Origin of the sequence: Cupriavidus taiwanensis (assembly GCF_900250075.1) — a bacterium.
GTDB lineage: Bacteria > Pseudomonadota > Gammaproteobacteria > Burkholderiales > Burkholderiaceae > Cupriavidus > Cupriavidus taiwanensis_C.
In genome coordinates, this window is the sequence record NZ_LT977071.1 from 397651 (window position 1) to 410721 (window position 13071).

Below are 13071 nucleotides of genomic sequence, written 5' to 3' on the forward strand. Positions count from 1 at the left end.
GCTAGCCCGGCCGGCCGCGCCACTGCCGGGGCGTGTAAACTGCTGCATTTTTCGAATCCAGCGGAATGTTACAAGTGCCCCGGCGCACAGGCTTGAGCGGACCCACGCTGGTCCGCCTGCTGGCCCGCCTGGCTGACGCCGACGCCCCCGCCCCTGCAAGCTCGCTTTCCAGCCAGCTGAGCCAATGGCTCGGCTGGGCGGATGCGATCGCGCTGTCGTCGGCGCTGAAGGCCCAAGTGCCGGCGATGCCGCCCCCGGCAAGTGGCGGCGGCGGCACCGAAGCGCAGCAATGCGCGCGTGTGCGCGCCCGGCTGGCCGATGCCATCGCCGAAGACGCCGCGCCGGCCGGCCGGCGCCGCGGTCCGGCGAGACCGTCGGCGCTGCCGGACCCGGTCGATGCGCAGGTCGATTACGCGGTGCATCGTCAGCGCTACCTGACGTTGCAGCAGACCATGGAGACCAGCATCGGCAGCCTGCGCGGCGGCCTGCGGGCGGCGCTGTCGGCCGGTACGCCGGCCATGGCCAAGCTGGCCATGGTCGACGCGGTGATGGAGCGCGTGCTCGGCGCCCGCGAGCAGAGCCTGCTGGGCGCGGTGCCGAACCTGCTGGAGGCGCACTTCCAGCGCCTGCGCCAGGCCGAGGCCGCGGCACTGGAGGCGCAGGCCCAGGCACAAGGACAACCCGCGGCGGTCCGCGCCGGCGCATGGCTGGGCGTGTTCCGCAAGGATATGCAGAGCGTGCTGCTCGCCGAACTCGAGATCCGCTGGCAGCCCGTCGAAGGCCTGCTGGCGGCGCTGCAAGACAGCTAACCCGGACATCATGACCCGATACCTATCCCATATTGTTGCGTTCCTGGCGGGCCTGGCGGTCGTCTGCTGGATTGGCGTGGGCTATGCCGGCACCAATTTCCTGGCGCTGGTCGTCACCCTGCTGATCGGCGGCTTCTACGTGGGCGGCGCGCTGGAACTGCTGCGCTACCGCCAGGCCACCGCCACGCTGGCGCAGGCGCTGGCCGGACTGGCCGAGGCGCCGGCCAGCCTTGGCGGCTGGCTGGAACGCCTGCACCCCAGCCTGCGCGACAGCGTGCGGCTGCGCGTCGAAGGCGAACGCGTCGGCCTGCCCGGCCCCGCGCTGACGCCGTACCTGGTCGGGCTGCTGGTGCTGCTGGGCATGCTCGGCACGTTCCTCGGCATGGTGGCCACCTTGCGCGGCACCGGCATCGCGCTGGAAGGCGCCACCGACCTGCAGGCGATCCGCGCTTCGCTGGCGGCGCCGGTCAAGGGGCTGGGCTTTGCCTTCGGCACCTCGGTCGCGGGCGTGGCCACCTCGGCCATGCTGGGCCTGCTGTCCGCGCTGTGCCGGCGCGAGCGCATCCAGGCCGCGCAGGCGCTCGATGCCCGCATCGCCACCACGCTGCGCAGCTATTCGCGCGGCCATCAGCGCGACGAAGCCTTGCGGCTGCTGCAGCGCCAGGCCGACGTGATGCCGGCGCTGGCCGAGCAGATGCAGGCCATGATGCGCGCCATGGCGCAACAGAACGAAGCCCTGGCAGAGCGGCTGGTGGCCAGCCAGGACGCCTTCCACGGCAAGACCGAGGCGGTCTATGCGCGCCTGGCGTCATCGGTGGAGCAATCGCTGAAGGACAGCATCGCCGACAGCGCCCGCGCCGCCGGTGCCGCGATCCAGCCCGCGGTGGACGCGACCATGGCCGGTCTGGCGCGCGAGACCACGGCGCTGCGCGACACCGTCACGCAGGCGGTGCAACAGCATCTGGACGGTGTTTCGAGCCGGTTCGAGCGCGCCACCGCCGGTGTCGCCGATACCTGGAACCAGGCCCTGGCCGGCCATCAGCACACCAGCGAGGCGCTGGCGGCGGACCTGCGCACATCGCTCGATGGCTTCAGCCAGACCTTCGAACAACGTTCGGCCAGCTTGCTGGACAACGTTGCCAGCCGCTTCGATGCGGTGGCGGCCAGCACCGCCGGGGCCTGGCGCGAGGCGCTGTCGCAACAGCAGCAGGCCGGCGAAAAGCTGGCCGGCGACAACCAGCAGGCGCTGGCGGCCGCCGCGGCAACGTTTGGCGAGCACGCCGCGGCGCTGGTGCGCAGCGTCGATGCCTCGCATGCCGGCCTGCAGGCCCAGCTGGCCGCGCAGGACGCGCAGCGCCTGTCGGCCTGGGCCGACACGCTCGGCGGCATGACGGCCACCCTGCGCCAGCAGCTGGAACAGCTGAACGCGCACACCGTCAGCCGCCATGACGAAATCAGCGCCACGCTGGCGCAGAGCGTGCGCGAGGTCTCGGCGCAGACGCAGGCGCATGCCAGCAGCACGCTGGCCGAGATCGACCGCCTGGTGCAGGCAGCCGCCGAAGCGCCGAAGGCCGCTATCGCGCTGCAGGCCGAACTGGCGTCGCGCGATGAAGCGCGCTTTGCCGCGTGGACCGATACGCTCGGCGGCATCACCGCAACGCTGCGCCAGGAATGGCAGCAACTGAACGCGCACACGGTCGCGCGCCAGGATCAAATCAGCGCGACGCTTGCGCAGAACGTGCAAGAGATCTCCGCGCAGACGCAGGCACATGCCAGCCGCACCCTCGCCGAAATCGACCGCCTGGTGCAGGCCGCCTCGGAAGCGCCGAAGGCCGCGGTCGCGCTGCAGGCGGAACTGGCCGAGCGCGATGCGGCGCGCTTCGCCGGCTGGACCGAGACCCTCCACGGCATCGCCGCCACGCTGCGCCAGCAATGGGAGCAGTCCAGCACGCACGCCGCCGCGCGCCAGCAGGAAGTCTGCGAGGCGCTGGCGCAGACCGCGCGCGCGATCTCGACCGAGACCCAGGCGCACACCAGCACCACCCTGGCCGAGATCGATCGCCTGGTGCAGGCCGCGGCCGAGGCACCCAAGGCCGCCACCGCGCTGCAGGCGGAACTGGTGGCGCAGGACGCGCAGCGCCTGGCCGCCTGGACCGAATCGCTGGGCACCATGGCGGCCGCGCTGCGCGGCGAATGGGAGCAGGCCAGCGCGCACGCCACCGCGCGCCAGCAGCAGATCTGCGAAACGCTGGCCGTCACCGCGCGCGACATGGCGGCGCAGGCCCAGGCCCAGGCCACCGGCACCGTCGCCGAGGTCTCGCGCCTGCTGCAGGCCGCGAGCGAAGCGCCCCGCGCCGCCGCCGAGGTCCTTGCGCAGCTGCGCGAGAAGCTGACCGAGGGCATGGCGCGCGACCACGCCATGCTGGAAGAACGCAGCCGCATGATGGAAACCCTGGGCACGCTGCTTGACGCCGTCAACCACGCCTCCACCGAACAGCGCACCGCGGTGGACACGCTGGTGGCCACCACCGCCGACCTGCTCGAGCGCATCGGCACGCGCTTCACCGACAAGGTGGAGGCCGAGACCGGCAAGCTTGCCGACATCGCTGCCCAGGTCACCGGCAGCGCGGTCGAGGTGGCCAGCCTGGGCGAAGCCTTCGGCGTGGCGGTGCAGCTGTTCAGCGAATCGAACGGCAAGCTGATCGACCACCTGCAGCGCATCGAGGCCGCGCTGGACAAGTCGATGACGCGCAGCGACGAGCAACTGGCCTACTACGTGGCGCAGGCGCGCGAGGTGGTGGACCTGAGCATGCTGTCGCAGAAGCAGATCCTGGAAGACCTGCAGCTGCGCGCGGCCCGGCAGGCGCCCAGCGCAGAGGCGGCATGAGAGAAGAACTCGACGCCGGCGTTGAGCCCACCGTGCCGGCCTGGGCGGTCTTCGGCGACCTGATGTCGGTGCTGCTGGGCGCGTTCGTGCTGGTGCTGCTGGGGGTCATCGGCGTGCAGATGGAGCTGTCGGCGCGGCTCGAAGCCGAGGTGAAGCAGCGGCAGGAAGAAGCCCAGCGCCGCCAGACGCTGGAAAAGGCGCTGGCCGGGCCGCTCGCGGCCGGCCGCGTGACGCTGGTGAACGGGCGCATCGGCATCAGCGGCAGCGTGCTGTTCGCGCTGAATTCCGCCGAATTGCAGCCCGAAGGCCGCGACCTGCTCAAGAGCCTGGCCCAGCCACTGTCGGCCTACCTGCGCAGCCGCGACGAGATCCTGATGGTCAGCGGCTTTACCGACGACCAGCAGGTGCGCGAGGGCAACCGGCGCTTTGCCGACAACTGGGAACTGTCGGCGCAGCGCGCCCTGACCGTGACCCGTACGCTGATCGATGCGGGCATCCCCCCCTCGTCGGTGTTCTCGGCCGCGTTCGGCTCGCAGCAGCCGGTCACGCCGAATGCCGATGCGGCGGGCCGTGCGAAAAACCGGCGCGTGGAAATCTCGCCGGTGCCGCGCGTGACCACCGGCACGGTGAAGGCGCATGGCTGAGCTCGACGCGGCGGCCGGTGCCCGCGCGCGGCTCGACGGCTGGCAGGCCAGCGGCGCCGACCGCGCCGACCCCGTGCGCTTCCGGCTGATGCAGGCACTGGCCGCCCGTGCGGCAGCACATGACGGCGCGGCGCGGCAGTTGCTGGAGGCGCGCCTGCAAGAGCTGATCGCCGCCTATGCCGACATCGTGCAGCGCAACGCCGATAACGCTGGCGAGACCACTTGCCAGCCGGCGCCAATGCCGGCCGTGAGCGCGCTGGGCGCACTGGTCCACGATCTCGCCGCGCGTGCCAGACCCGCCATCGCGGCGGCTTCGAACGATGCCCGCGCGCTGTCGCCGGCGCCGGCGCAAGCGGTCGGCACGCCGCTGGTCGACACCCTCGCCGACTACTTCCGCGAAACCTGGGCCAGGGTCAGCGTCGAGCAGCAGTTCCGCCAGTCGCTGGAACGCGTGCCGGAGAACGCAGGGCCGCTCAATACCGACCATCTCGTGCATCGCTCGCTGTCGCTGATGCGCGAAACCTCGCCCGAATACCTGCGGCATTTCCTGTCGTATGTCGAGGGCATGGCGTGGCTGGAGCAGTTGAGCGAGGCCGCAGCGGCGCAAAAGGAAGCGGCCCGCGCCGCCGCCAGGAAAAATACGCGCGCCAAGGCCCGCAAGTAGCGGCCTGGCCGCCTCAGTCCAGCCGCACCACCACCTTGCCGAAGGCGCCGCGCTCGAGATGATCGAGCGCCGCCGGCAGCTCGCCGAAGCCATACGCGCGCTCGACCACGGGGCGCAACTGCAGCCAGTCGACCGCGCGCACGAGGTCCTGCAATGCGCGCCGGTGCGACACGCCAATCCCCTGCACGGTCACGCGGCCATGCAGCACCGGATAGACGTTGGCACGCAGCTCGTCGCCCTGCAGGTTGCCGATCACCGAGATCCGGCCGCCCTGCGCCAGCGCGGCCAGCGAGCGGCCGAAGTTGTCGCCGCCGGCCAGTTCCAGCACATGGTCGGCGCCATGGCCGCCGGTCAGCTCGCGCACCGCGGCGGGCCAGTCGGGCGTGCGGCCGCGATGGATGCCGTGCGCCGCGCCCAGCGCCTGCGCGCGCGCCAGCTTGTCGTCGCTGCCCGACACCACGATCACGCGCGCGCCCTGGGCGCGGGCGATCTGCACCGCGAACAAGGCGACGCCGCCAGTGCCGATCACCACCACGGTATCGCCGGGCCGCGTCACCGTGGCCTCGGCCAGCGCCTGCCATGCCGTCAGGCCGGCGCAGGTCAGCGTGCTGGCGTGCGCGGCATCGAGCGTGCGCGGCGCCGCCACCAGCGCATCCTCGGCCAGCACCACGTATTCGGACAGCATGCCGGGGCCCGGCACGCCCAGCGGCTTGCTGTGGCGCGGCTGCACGCCATCGAGCCAGCCGGTGAAGAAGGTACTGATCACCGCGTCGCCCACGGCAAAGCCGGCAACCCCATCGCCAATGGCCACGACTTCGCCGCGCATGTCCGACCCCGGCACCAGCGGCGGCTGCACCGGCATCCCCATGCCGTCGTGGAGGATCAGCAGGTCGCGGTAGTTCAGGGCCACCGCATGCACCCGCACCAGCACCTCGCCATGTCCCGGCGTGGGTATCGGCGCATCGACGCGATGCAGGTGGTTGCGGCCGAATGCCGAAAGTTGCCAGCGTTGCATGGAGGAAGTCATGGGTGCGGTCCTGTGGGTGAAAAACGGTGAACCCACTATACTGATTCCCCATCAGATCCATTGGGCAATCGAAGTCCTTCCTGTGTAGCCACCATGGAACCAATCACCCATGACCGGCTGGCCGGCATCACGGCCTTCGTGGCCGCGGCGGAAGCCGGCAGTTTTGCCCAGGCGGCGGCACGCCTGGGCCTGACGCGCTCCGCCATCGGCAAGGCCATTGCGCGGCTGGAGGCACGCGTCGGTGCACGGCTGTTCGTGCGCACCACGCGCAGCCTGGCGCTGACCGATGACGGCCAGGCGTTCTACGAGCGCTGCGCCCAGGCGCTGGAGGAACTGGATGCTGCGCAACACATGCTGGAGGCCGGGCGCGGCGCCGTCGCGGGCCGTGTGCGCGTGAGCGCGCCGGTGGTGTTCGGCCGCCATCATGTGGCGCCGCTGCTGCTGGAACTGGCGGAGCAACATCCGCAACTGCGGCTGGAAGGCAATTTCACCGACCGGCTGGTGGACTTTGCCGACGACGGCATCGACCTGGCGATCCGCAGCGGCCGCCTGCCGGACAGCGACACGCTGGTGGCACGGCCGCTCGGCACGCAGGCCATGGTGCTGTGCGCGGCGCCCGACTACCTGCGCCGCCATGGCACGCCGGCCTCCACTGCCGGACTGCTGTCGCACCAGTGCCTGGTCTACCTGCGCGGCAGCCAGCCCGTATCCTGGTCGCTGGCCGACACCGACGGCAATCCGGTGCGGCCGGAGCTGTCACACCGGCTCGCCTTCGACGACATCGATACCCTGGCCATGGCCGCGATCCGCGGCGCCGGCGTGGCCAGCCTGCCGCTGTGGCTGGTGCGCGAGCCGCTGCAGCAGGGCACGCTGGCGCGCGTGCTGCCGCAGGCCTCGGTCAGCCGCACCCCGTTGCACCTGGTATGGCCGCGCACCCGCTTTCTGCCGCACAAGCTGCGGGTGACGATCGACCTGCTGATGGCGGCGCTGCCGGCGGTGCTGGCGCCGGATTGAAGGCCCGCCGTGCGGCGCCGCGATAACGCTACGCCGCCACGGCAAACCCGTAAAGCGCCGCGGCGTTGCGCCAGCGCAGCGCCGCGGACAACGCCGCGCCGTCACCGCGCTGCCCTTGCCACGCGGCAAGCGTGCGGCACTCGTCCAGCCGCTGCGGCCCCTCGTGATTGGTCCACGGCCAGTCGCTGCCCCACAGCAGGCGCTCATCGCCGACGATGTCGCGCCAGCGCTGAGCAAGCCGGGGCCAGTCGTGCGGCGATGCCAGCCGGTAGGGCGCGCTGATCTTCACCCACAGCTGGCGGCGCGCGCGCACTGCCATGGCGGCATCGAAGACCGCATCCGCGATCCCTGCTGTGCCGGGCCGGCCGAAGTGGTCAAGCACCACTGGGGCGCCCGCATCGCCCAGCGCCGCATCCAGCTGGGCCAGCACCATGGCGCCCTGCCCGTTGCCGGTATGGAGCTCGACGTGCCAGCCCAGCGCGGCGATCCTGTGGAACAGCGCGCGCCACGGCGCAGTGGCAATGCGTTGCCAATCCGGATCGCCGTACAGGTTCAGGCGGATGCCGCGCACGCCAGCGGCCTGGAACGCCGCCAGTTGCGCGTCCGTGATCGTCGGGTCGATCACCGCCACGCCGCGCAGGCGCGCGGGCAGCGCCTGCAGCGCGGCCAGCAGCGCGGTGTTGTCGGTGCCGAGAAAGCTGGTCTGCACCACCACCCCATACAGGTCGCCCTGGCCGCCGAGCTTGCCGATGGCCGCCTGCCAGTCATCCAGCCCGGCGGCATAGGCCGGCCGGTAGCGCGCCGAAGCCGTAGCCACGCCGGTATCGAAGACGTGGAAATGGGTATCCACCAGCGGCAAAGCGCGCCTGCTCATCATCAAGCCTCCGTGGGGCGGGTATATCCGGATATGGCATCCAGACCCGCGTCAGTATTCTAGTCCTCTAGAGGACATAAGCATTCAATCAATTTAGCACGGCTCCGGCATGCCAGACAACGCACCGCTCCAGACCACCACCGCCACCGCGGGGCTGAGCCGTTACGGCCAGATCGCGGCGGCACTGCGGGACAGGATCGTTTCCGGCGCCTGGACGCCGGGCAGTGCCATTCCGGCCGAAGGGGCGCTGGCCACGGAGTTCGGCATCGCGCTGGGCACCATCCGCCAGGCCATCGCCGTGCTGGTCCAGCAAGGCCTGCTCGAGCGCGTGCAGGGCAAGGGGACCTTCGTGCGCAAGGGGCTGAGCGGCGCCAGCCTGATGCGCTTCTTTCGCTTCGGCGGCGCCGACGGCGCGCCCGTGGTGCCGCGCTCCGAAATCCTGTCGTGCCGCGCCGTCCGGCTGGACAAGGCCATGGCGGCGCGGTTCGGGCTGGCGAGCGGCGCGCGCGGGCTGGCGATCTCGCGCCGCCGCTGGCTGGAGCAGACGCCGCGCCTGCTGGAATCGATCTGGCTGCCGCTGCCGCGCTGCGAAGCCCTGCAGCAGCTGCCGCCGGCGCAGTGGGGCGACCTGCTCTACCCGCTGCTGGGCAGCGCCTGCGGCGTCACGGTCCATCGCGCCGTGGACGAGGTGACCTTCCGCACGCTGGCGGCGGACGAGGCCGCGTTGCTGACACTGCCCGATGCGCATCCCTGCGCGGTCGTCACGCGCCACGCCTTTGACCTGGCCGGCCACTGCATCGAATACCGGCTGACGCGCGGCGACGCCTTTGCCTTCCGCTATACCGCCGACGTCCGCTGAGGTCCGTGATGGACCGTCGCCAAGGAGACCGACCCATGCATGCACGCCACGCGATCGCCGCCGCCGCCACCGCCTTGATCGCCATCGGCACGCCGGCGCAGGCCGCCGACAACGCCGCGGCCTGGCCGGCACGCCCCATCACCATCGTGGTGACCTATCCGCCGGGTGGCGGTGCCGACCTGATGGCACGGCTGATCGCGCCCGGCCTGGGGCGCGAGCTGGGGCAGACCGTGGTGGTCGAGAACCGGCCGGGTGCCGGCGGGCAGATCGGCGCGGCCTATGTCGCCAAGGCCGCGCCCGACGGCTACACGCTGATGGTCGATGCCTCGTCCTATGCCGTGAATCCCAGCCTCTATCCGCGCCTGCCCTACGATCCGGACAAGGCGTTCCGGCCGGTCGGCGTGCTGGCGCGCTATCCCAATGTGCTGGTCGCCACCGCAGGCTTCCCGGCGGGCAAGGTCAGCGAGGTGGTGGCCATGGCCAGGCAGAAGCCGGGCTCGGTGGCCTTTGCGTCTTCGGGCAACGGCTCGGCACAGCATCTGGCCGGGGTCTTGTTCGAGCAGCGCGCCGGCGTCGACCTGCTGCACGTGCCCTACAAGGGCGGCGGCCCGGCCATGACCGACGTCATTGCCGGACAGGTGCCTCTGTTCTTTGCCAACGTGGCTTCGAGCCTGCAGCACATCCAGGCCGGCAAGCTCAAGCCGCTGGCGGTGACCAGCCGGTCGCGCAGCCCCGCGCTGCCCGCGGTGCCGACCATGCAGGAAGCCGGCGTGGCCAGCTACGAGGTGTATGAATGGAACGCGGCCTTCCTCCCCGCCGCGACCCCGGAGCCGATCGCCGCGAAACTTGCCGACGCACTGCAGAAGGTGATGACCAGCGCCGAGATCCGGCAACGCGTGGCCGAGCTGGGTGGCGAGGTGGTGGCAGCATCCCCGGCGCAAGCGCGCCAGTTCATCGACGCGCAGGCGCGGCAATGGGCCAAGGTCATCCGCGACGGCAACATCCGGCCCGAATAACCACGCAGCCGCCCCTGCCGCTTCGCGGCCCGGGGCTACCGCAACCCCAGGAGACAAAAAGCATGACCGCAGCCAATCCCATTCGCCGCCAACTGCTCAAGGCCAGCGCCGCGCTGGGCGCGTGCGCGCTGGCGCCCTCACTCGCCCGCGCCCAGGCGTGGCCGGCCAAGCCCGTCCGGCTGGTGGTGCCGTTCGCGCCGGGCGGCAGCTCCGAGATCGTCGCGCGTTCGACCGCGGCGGAGCTGACCAAGCTGCTCGGCGTGTCCGTGTTCGTCGAGAACAAGCCGGGCGCCGCCGGCAATATCGCGATGGGCGAAGTCGCGCGTGCCGACGACAACCACACGCTGATCCTTGGCCATATCGGCACGCTGGCGGTCAATCCCTTTATCTTCCCGAAGCTGCCGTATGACCCGGTCAAGGACTTCCGCGCGATCTCGCTGCTGTCGAAGGTGCCGAGCCTGTACGTGGTCCATCCCGACGTGCCCGCGAAGAACCTGAAGGAGTTCGTGGCGCTAGCCAAAAGCAAGCCCGGCAAGCTCAACTATGGATCGGCCGGCAACGGCAGCGCCGGCCACCTGGCCTTCGAATACCTGAAGGCCGCCACCGGCACCTTCATCACCCACGTGCCATACCGCGGCAGCGGCCCGCAGATCACCGACCTGCTGTCCGGCCGGCTCGACGCCGCCGCGGTGGGTGCGCCCGCGATCCTCCAGTTCATCAAGGCGGGCAAGGTGCGCTGCATCGCCACCGGCACGACCCAGCGCATCGCGCAGTTGCCCGACGTGCCCACGGTCGCCGAGCAAGGCTATCCCGGCTTCGAGATGACGCAGTGGTACGGCCTGCTGGCGCCGGCATCGCTGCCGCAGGCCGCCGCCGACAAGCTGGCCGACGCCACCATGAAAGCCGTGAAGAGCCAGAGTTCGGTCGAACGCCTGAGCGCTGACGCGGCCATCGTGGTGGGCGGCACGCCGGCGGAATTCTCGCGCTTCATCGCGCAGGAGCAGCAGCGCTGGCGGCCTATCATTGCGCGGGCTGGAATCAAGCCGGACTGATATCTCCCAACGCCGTCCGGCGGCTCATGGCTTTTCCTGCCACACCGCGATGCCGCCCGCGGTCCCGGCACGGCCATCCAGGCTGATCTCCATGCGGGTCAGGTCTTCGCCAACCAGCAATCCACCGGCATAGGTCTTGCGGACCCGCTCGACGATCTGCCCGACGGTGGCATCGCCGTTCAGGCCGATGTGGCTGAACACGGCCAGTTTCGGCGCCGCGGCCTGGAACACGCGCGCGGCGTCCTCGGGCGAAGACAGGTGGTCGTAGATGGCGCGGTACGCAGGGTTGGCAGCGAGCAGCGCATCCGGGATCAGCGTGACGCAATGCACCAGCACGTCCGCGTTCCTGGCCTGCGCCACCACGGCGGGGCTGAAGCGGGTATCGCCCGACAGCACCACCGAACGGCCGCGATAGTCGATGCGGTAGCCGTACGACGGGCGGATGTGGTCGCCGTGGTCGTTCTCGAAGGCGGTCACGCGCACGCCGTCCTTCTCGTAGACAACGCCGGGCGCGACGTCGTGCGCATCGATGGTGATGCCGGTCAGCGCGCTGCCCTCGTCCTTGTGCCGGATCGCAATGTCCGCGGCAAAGGCCTGGCGCAGGCCGTCCGCCAGCGCGCGCGTGCCCGCCGGGCCGTACAGCGCCATGGGCCGGTCGCGGCGGCCGTAGGGCGGGCGCAGCCAGCCGGTCAGCCACAGGTCGGGCAGGCCCACCAGGTGGTCGGAATGGAAATGCGTGAGGAAATGCGCATCGACGCTGCCCAGCGGAATCCGCAGCTGCCACAGGCGCACCGATACGTTGCGGCCGAAATCGAAGACCAGTTTCTGGCCACCGGCCTCCACCAGCGTGCTGTAGCCGGCGCGGGCCGGCGACGGCACCGGTGTGCCCGTGCCCAGCAGCGTCACACGGAAGTGGTCGGCGCCCTCGGCGCCGCCAGCGCGGGGGGCGGCCGTCGCAGCGGCTGCGGCACCGGTAGCCACCGGTGCCGTGGCGGGCGCGGCGGCGGCGAGCGCCGCGGCGCAGGTCATGACGATGCCGGTCAGCACCGACAGCAAGCGGGATGGTTTCATCGTTCTACCTCTTGAAGGAATGCCGCAACGGCTCAGAAGATCTGCTTGATGCCAAGCATGACGCCGGCCTGGTTGCCGCCGGGGACGGGATTGCCGCCGGGGCTGCCGCCGCTGACCGACAGCGCCGACTGGCCGCGATTGTCGATATAGCCTGCGGTGGCATAGACGGAGGTGCGTTTCGAGAACGCATAGGTGCCGCGGATCGCGCCAAGCCAGGCTCCGTTCGCGCTGTGGCGGTAGCTCAGGTAATAGATTTCGCCGGCGAGGTTGAACGCGGGCGTGATGTCATGCGAGACGCCCGCGAACCACAGATCGCTGCGCGGCGTGGCGCTGGCCTGGTTGTTGCGCGACAGCAGCCCCAGGCCCAGCTTGGTCCGCTGCAGCAGCAGGTAGCCGCCCAGCGAGAAGCGATCGTCTTTCAGGCTGCTGCGGGTCAGGCCGCCAAAGGCGCCGGGGCCGCCGCGCAGCGAATCGTAGGCGGCGCTCACGCCCCACCAGTCGGTCTCGTACATCAGCATGGCCGACCATTCGCGGCAGGCCCGTGTATCCGCGGGGTTCTCGCCCGCGCAGTTGGTGCCGGCCGGTCCGGGGCCGGCATTCACGACATCGCGACCCAGGCTGTACGTCGCGCCGACCGTGACGCCGCCGAACTTGCCCTTGTACGACACCGCGTTGTCGGCGCGCGTGTTGGGGATATAGCTGTCGATCGAGCCCACGCCATAGACATTGGAGGTCAGGATGTCGGTATCGAGCCTGGCCCAGAACAGCATGGTGTACTGGCGCCCAAACCCGAGCTGTCCCCACGGGCCGCTCAGCCCGACGAAGGCCTGCCGCCCGAACAGGCGCGCGCCCTGGTTCGACACCCCGGAGTCGGGCGCAAACCCCGATTCGAGCACGAACACGCTCTTCAGCCCGTTGCCAAGGTCCTCGGTGCCGCGCAGTCCCCAACGCGACGGCACGGTCGCCGCCAACGACGGCTGGCGCACCAGGGTACTGCCCGCCGCGCCAACGTGGTTCAGCATTTCCACGCCCGTATCGATGACGCCGTAGAGGGTCACTGACTGCGCCGCCGCCGCCATTGGCATGGCGGCGATCAGTGCGGCCGCGATGCGTATTTTCATGTTGCCTCCTCCTGGCCGGGCCGAGTTGCCGCG

12 protein-coding genes are annotated in these 13071 nt (G+C 70.8%); 8 read left to right on the forward strand and 4 right to left on the reverse strand.

What is annotated here, in order from left to right:
- Nucleotides 1-65: 65 nt before the first annotated feature.
- Genes CBM2588_RS18240 through CBM2588_RS18255 form a run of 4 tightly spaced genes read left to right on the forward strand, consistent with a single transcriptional unit; the run spans nucleotide 66 to nucleotide 5004 of the window.
- Nucleotides 66-809: a DUF3348 domain-containing protein gene (locus tag CBM2588_RS18240; protein ID WP_115681835.1), complete on the forward strand. Its 744-nt coding sequence runs from the start codon at nucleotides 66-68 to the stop codon at nucleotides 807-809.
- Nucleotides 810-819: 10 nt separating this feature from the next.
- The gene (locus tag CBM2588_RS18245) at nucleotides 820-3696 is read left to right on the forward strand and encodes a DUF802 domain-containing protein (protein ID WP_115681836.1); all 2877 of its coding nucleotides are present in this window, start codon (nucleotides 820-822) and stop codon (nucleotides 3694-3696) included.
- A complete protein-coding gene (locus CBM2588_RS18250) occupies nucleotides 3693-4340 on the forward strand; it encodes an OmpA family protein (RefSeq protein WP_115681837.1) in 648 nt (215 codons plus the stop codon). The genes CBM2588_RS18245 and CBM2588_RS18250 overlap by 4 nt, the downstream gene beginning before the upstream one ends.
- Complete coding sequence (locus CBM2588_RS18255) at nucleotides 4333-5004, forward strand: DUF2894 domain-containing protein (RefSeq protein ID WP_115681838.1); 672 nt, start codon at nucleotides 4333-4335, stop codon at nucleotides 5002-5004. The genes CBM2588_RS18250 and CBM2588_RS18255 overlap by 8 nt, the downstream gene beginning before the upstream one ends.
- Before the next feature lie 13 nt (nucleotides 5005-5017).
- On the opposite strand, the gene CBM2588_RS18260 is transcribed toward CBM2588_RS18255, so the two are convergent.
- Nucleotides 5018-6031 (reverse strand): zinc-dependent alcohol dehydrogenase family protein, encoded by a 1014-nt coding sequence (locus CBM2588_RS18260; protein WP_115681839.1) that lies wholly within the window; start codon nucleotides 6029-6031, stop codon nucleotides 5018-5020.
- A 93-nt stretch (nucleotides 6032-6124) separates the two neighbouring features.
- Between CBM2588_RS18260 and CBM2588_RS18265 the strand changes: the two genes are divergently transcribed.
- Nucleotides 6125-7045: a LysR family transcriptional regulator gene (locus tag CBM2588_RS18265; protein WP_115681840.1), complete on the forward strand. Its 921-nt coding sequence runs from the start codon at nucleotides 6125-6127 to the stop codon at nucleotides 7043-7045.
- Nucleotides 7046-7073: 28 nt separating this feature from the next.
- Here CBM2588_RS18265 and CBM2588_RS18270 read toward each other — a convergent pair whose 3' ends face one another.
- Complete coding sequence (locus CBM2588_RS18270; protein ID WP_231942193.1) at nucleotides 7074-7922, reverse strand: amidohydrolase family protein; 849 nt, start codon at nucleotides 7920-7922, stop codon at nucleotides 7074-7076.
- Between the two features lie 106 nt (nucleotides 7923-8028).
- On the opposite strand from CBM2588_RS18270, the gene CBM2588_RS18275 reads away from it, so the two are divergent.
- From CBM2588_RS18275 to CBM2588_RS18285, 3 genes are all read left to right on the forward strand, one after another.
- Complete coding sequence (locus CBM2588_RS18275) at nucleotides 8029-8778, forward strand: GntR family transcriptional regulator (protein WP_115681841.1); 750 nt, start codon at nucleotides 8029-8031, stop codon at nucleotides 8776-8778.
- Between the two features lie 35 nt (nucleotides 8779-8813).
- The gene (locus CBM2588_RS18280) at nucleotides 8814-9794 is read left to right on the forward strand and encodes a tripartite tricarboxylate transporter substrate binding protein (RefSeq protein WP_115681842.1); all 981 of its coding nucleotides are present in this window, start codon (nucleotides 8814-8816) and stop codon (nucleotides 9792-9794) included.
- A gap of 62 nt (nucleotides 9795-9856) precedes the next feature.
- Nucleotides 9857-10846, forward strand: a complete 990-nt coding sequence (locus tag CBM2588_RS18285; RefSeq protein ID WP_115681843.1) for a Bug family tripartite tricarboxylate transporter substrate binding protein — start codon at nucleotides 9857-9859, stop codon at nucleotides 10844-10846.
- Between the two features lie 24 nt (nucleotides 10847-10870).
- Here CBM2588_RS18285 and CBM2588_RS18290 read toward each other — a convergent pair whose 3' ends face one another.
- Complete coding sequence (locus tag CBM2588_RS18290; protein WP_115681844.1) at nucleotides 10871-11917, reverse strand: MBL fold metallo-hydrolase; 1047 nt, start codon at nucleotides 11915-11917, stop codon at nucleotides 10871-10873.
- A 32-nt stretch (nucleotides 11918-11949) separates the two neighbouring features.
- On the reverse strand, nucleotides 11950-13038 hold the full coding sequence (locus CBM2588_RS18295; protein ID WP_115681845.1) for a porin: 1089 nt from the start codon (nucleotides 13036-13038) through the stop codon (nucleotides 11950-11952).
- Nucleotides 13039-13071: the final 33 nt, after the last annotated feature.

Excerpts from the sequence above, each read along its gene's own strand:
- CBM2588_RS18240 (WP_115681835.1), top strand. The coding sequence starts at position 66 with ATGTTACAAGTGCCCCGGCGCACAGGCTTGAGCGGACCCACGCTGGTC.
- CBM2588_RS18245 (WP_115681836.1), top strand. The coding sequence starts at position 820 with ATGACCCGATACCTATCCCATATTGTTGCGTTCCTGGCGGGCCTGGCG.
- CBM2588_RS18250 (WP_115681837.1), top strand. The coding sequence starts at position 3,693 with ATGAGAGAAGAACTCGACGCCGGCGTTGAGCCCACCGTGCCGGCCTGG.
- CBM2588_RS18255 (WP_115681838.1), top strand. The coding sequence starts at position 4,333 with ATGGCTGAGCTCGACGCGGCGGCCGGTGCCCGCGCGCGGCTCGACGGC.
- CBM2588_RS18260 (WP_115681839.1), bottom strand. The coding sequence starts at position 6,031 with ATGACTTCCTCCATGCAACGCTGGCAACTTTCGGCATTCGGCCGCAAC.
- CBM2588_RS18265 (WP_115681840.1), top strand. The coding sequence starts at position 6,125 with ATGGAACCAATCACCCATGACCGGCTGGCCGGCATCACGGCCTTCGTG.
- CBM2588_RS18270 (WP_231942193.1), bottom strand. The coding sequence starts at position 7,922 with ATGATGAGCAGGCGCGCTTTGCCGCTGGTGGATACCCATTTCCACGTC.
- CBM2588_RS18275 (WP_115681841.1), top strand. The coding sequence starts at position 8,029 with ATGCCAGACAACGCACCGCTCCAGACCACCACCGCCACCGCGGGGCTG.
- CBM2588_RS18280 (WP_115681842.1), top strand. The coding sequence starts at position 8,814 with ATGCATGCACGCCACGCGATCGCCGCCGCCGCCACCGCCTTGATCGCC.
- CBM2588_RS18285 (WP_115681843.1), top strand. The coding sequence starts at position 9,857 with ATGACCGCAGCCAATCCCATTCGCCGCCAACTGCTCAAGGCCAGCGCC.
- CBM2588_RS18290 (WP_115681844.1), bottom strand. The coding sequence starts at position 11,917 with ATGAAACCATCCCGCTTGCTGTCGGTGCTGACCGGCATCGTCATGACC.
- CBM2588_RS18295 (WP_115681845.1), bottom strand. The coding sequence starts at position 13,038 with ATGAAAATACGCATCGCGGCCGCACTGATCGCCGCCATGCCAATGGCG.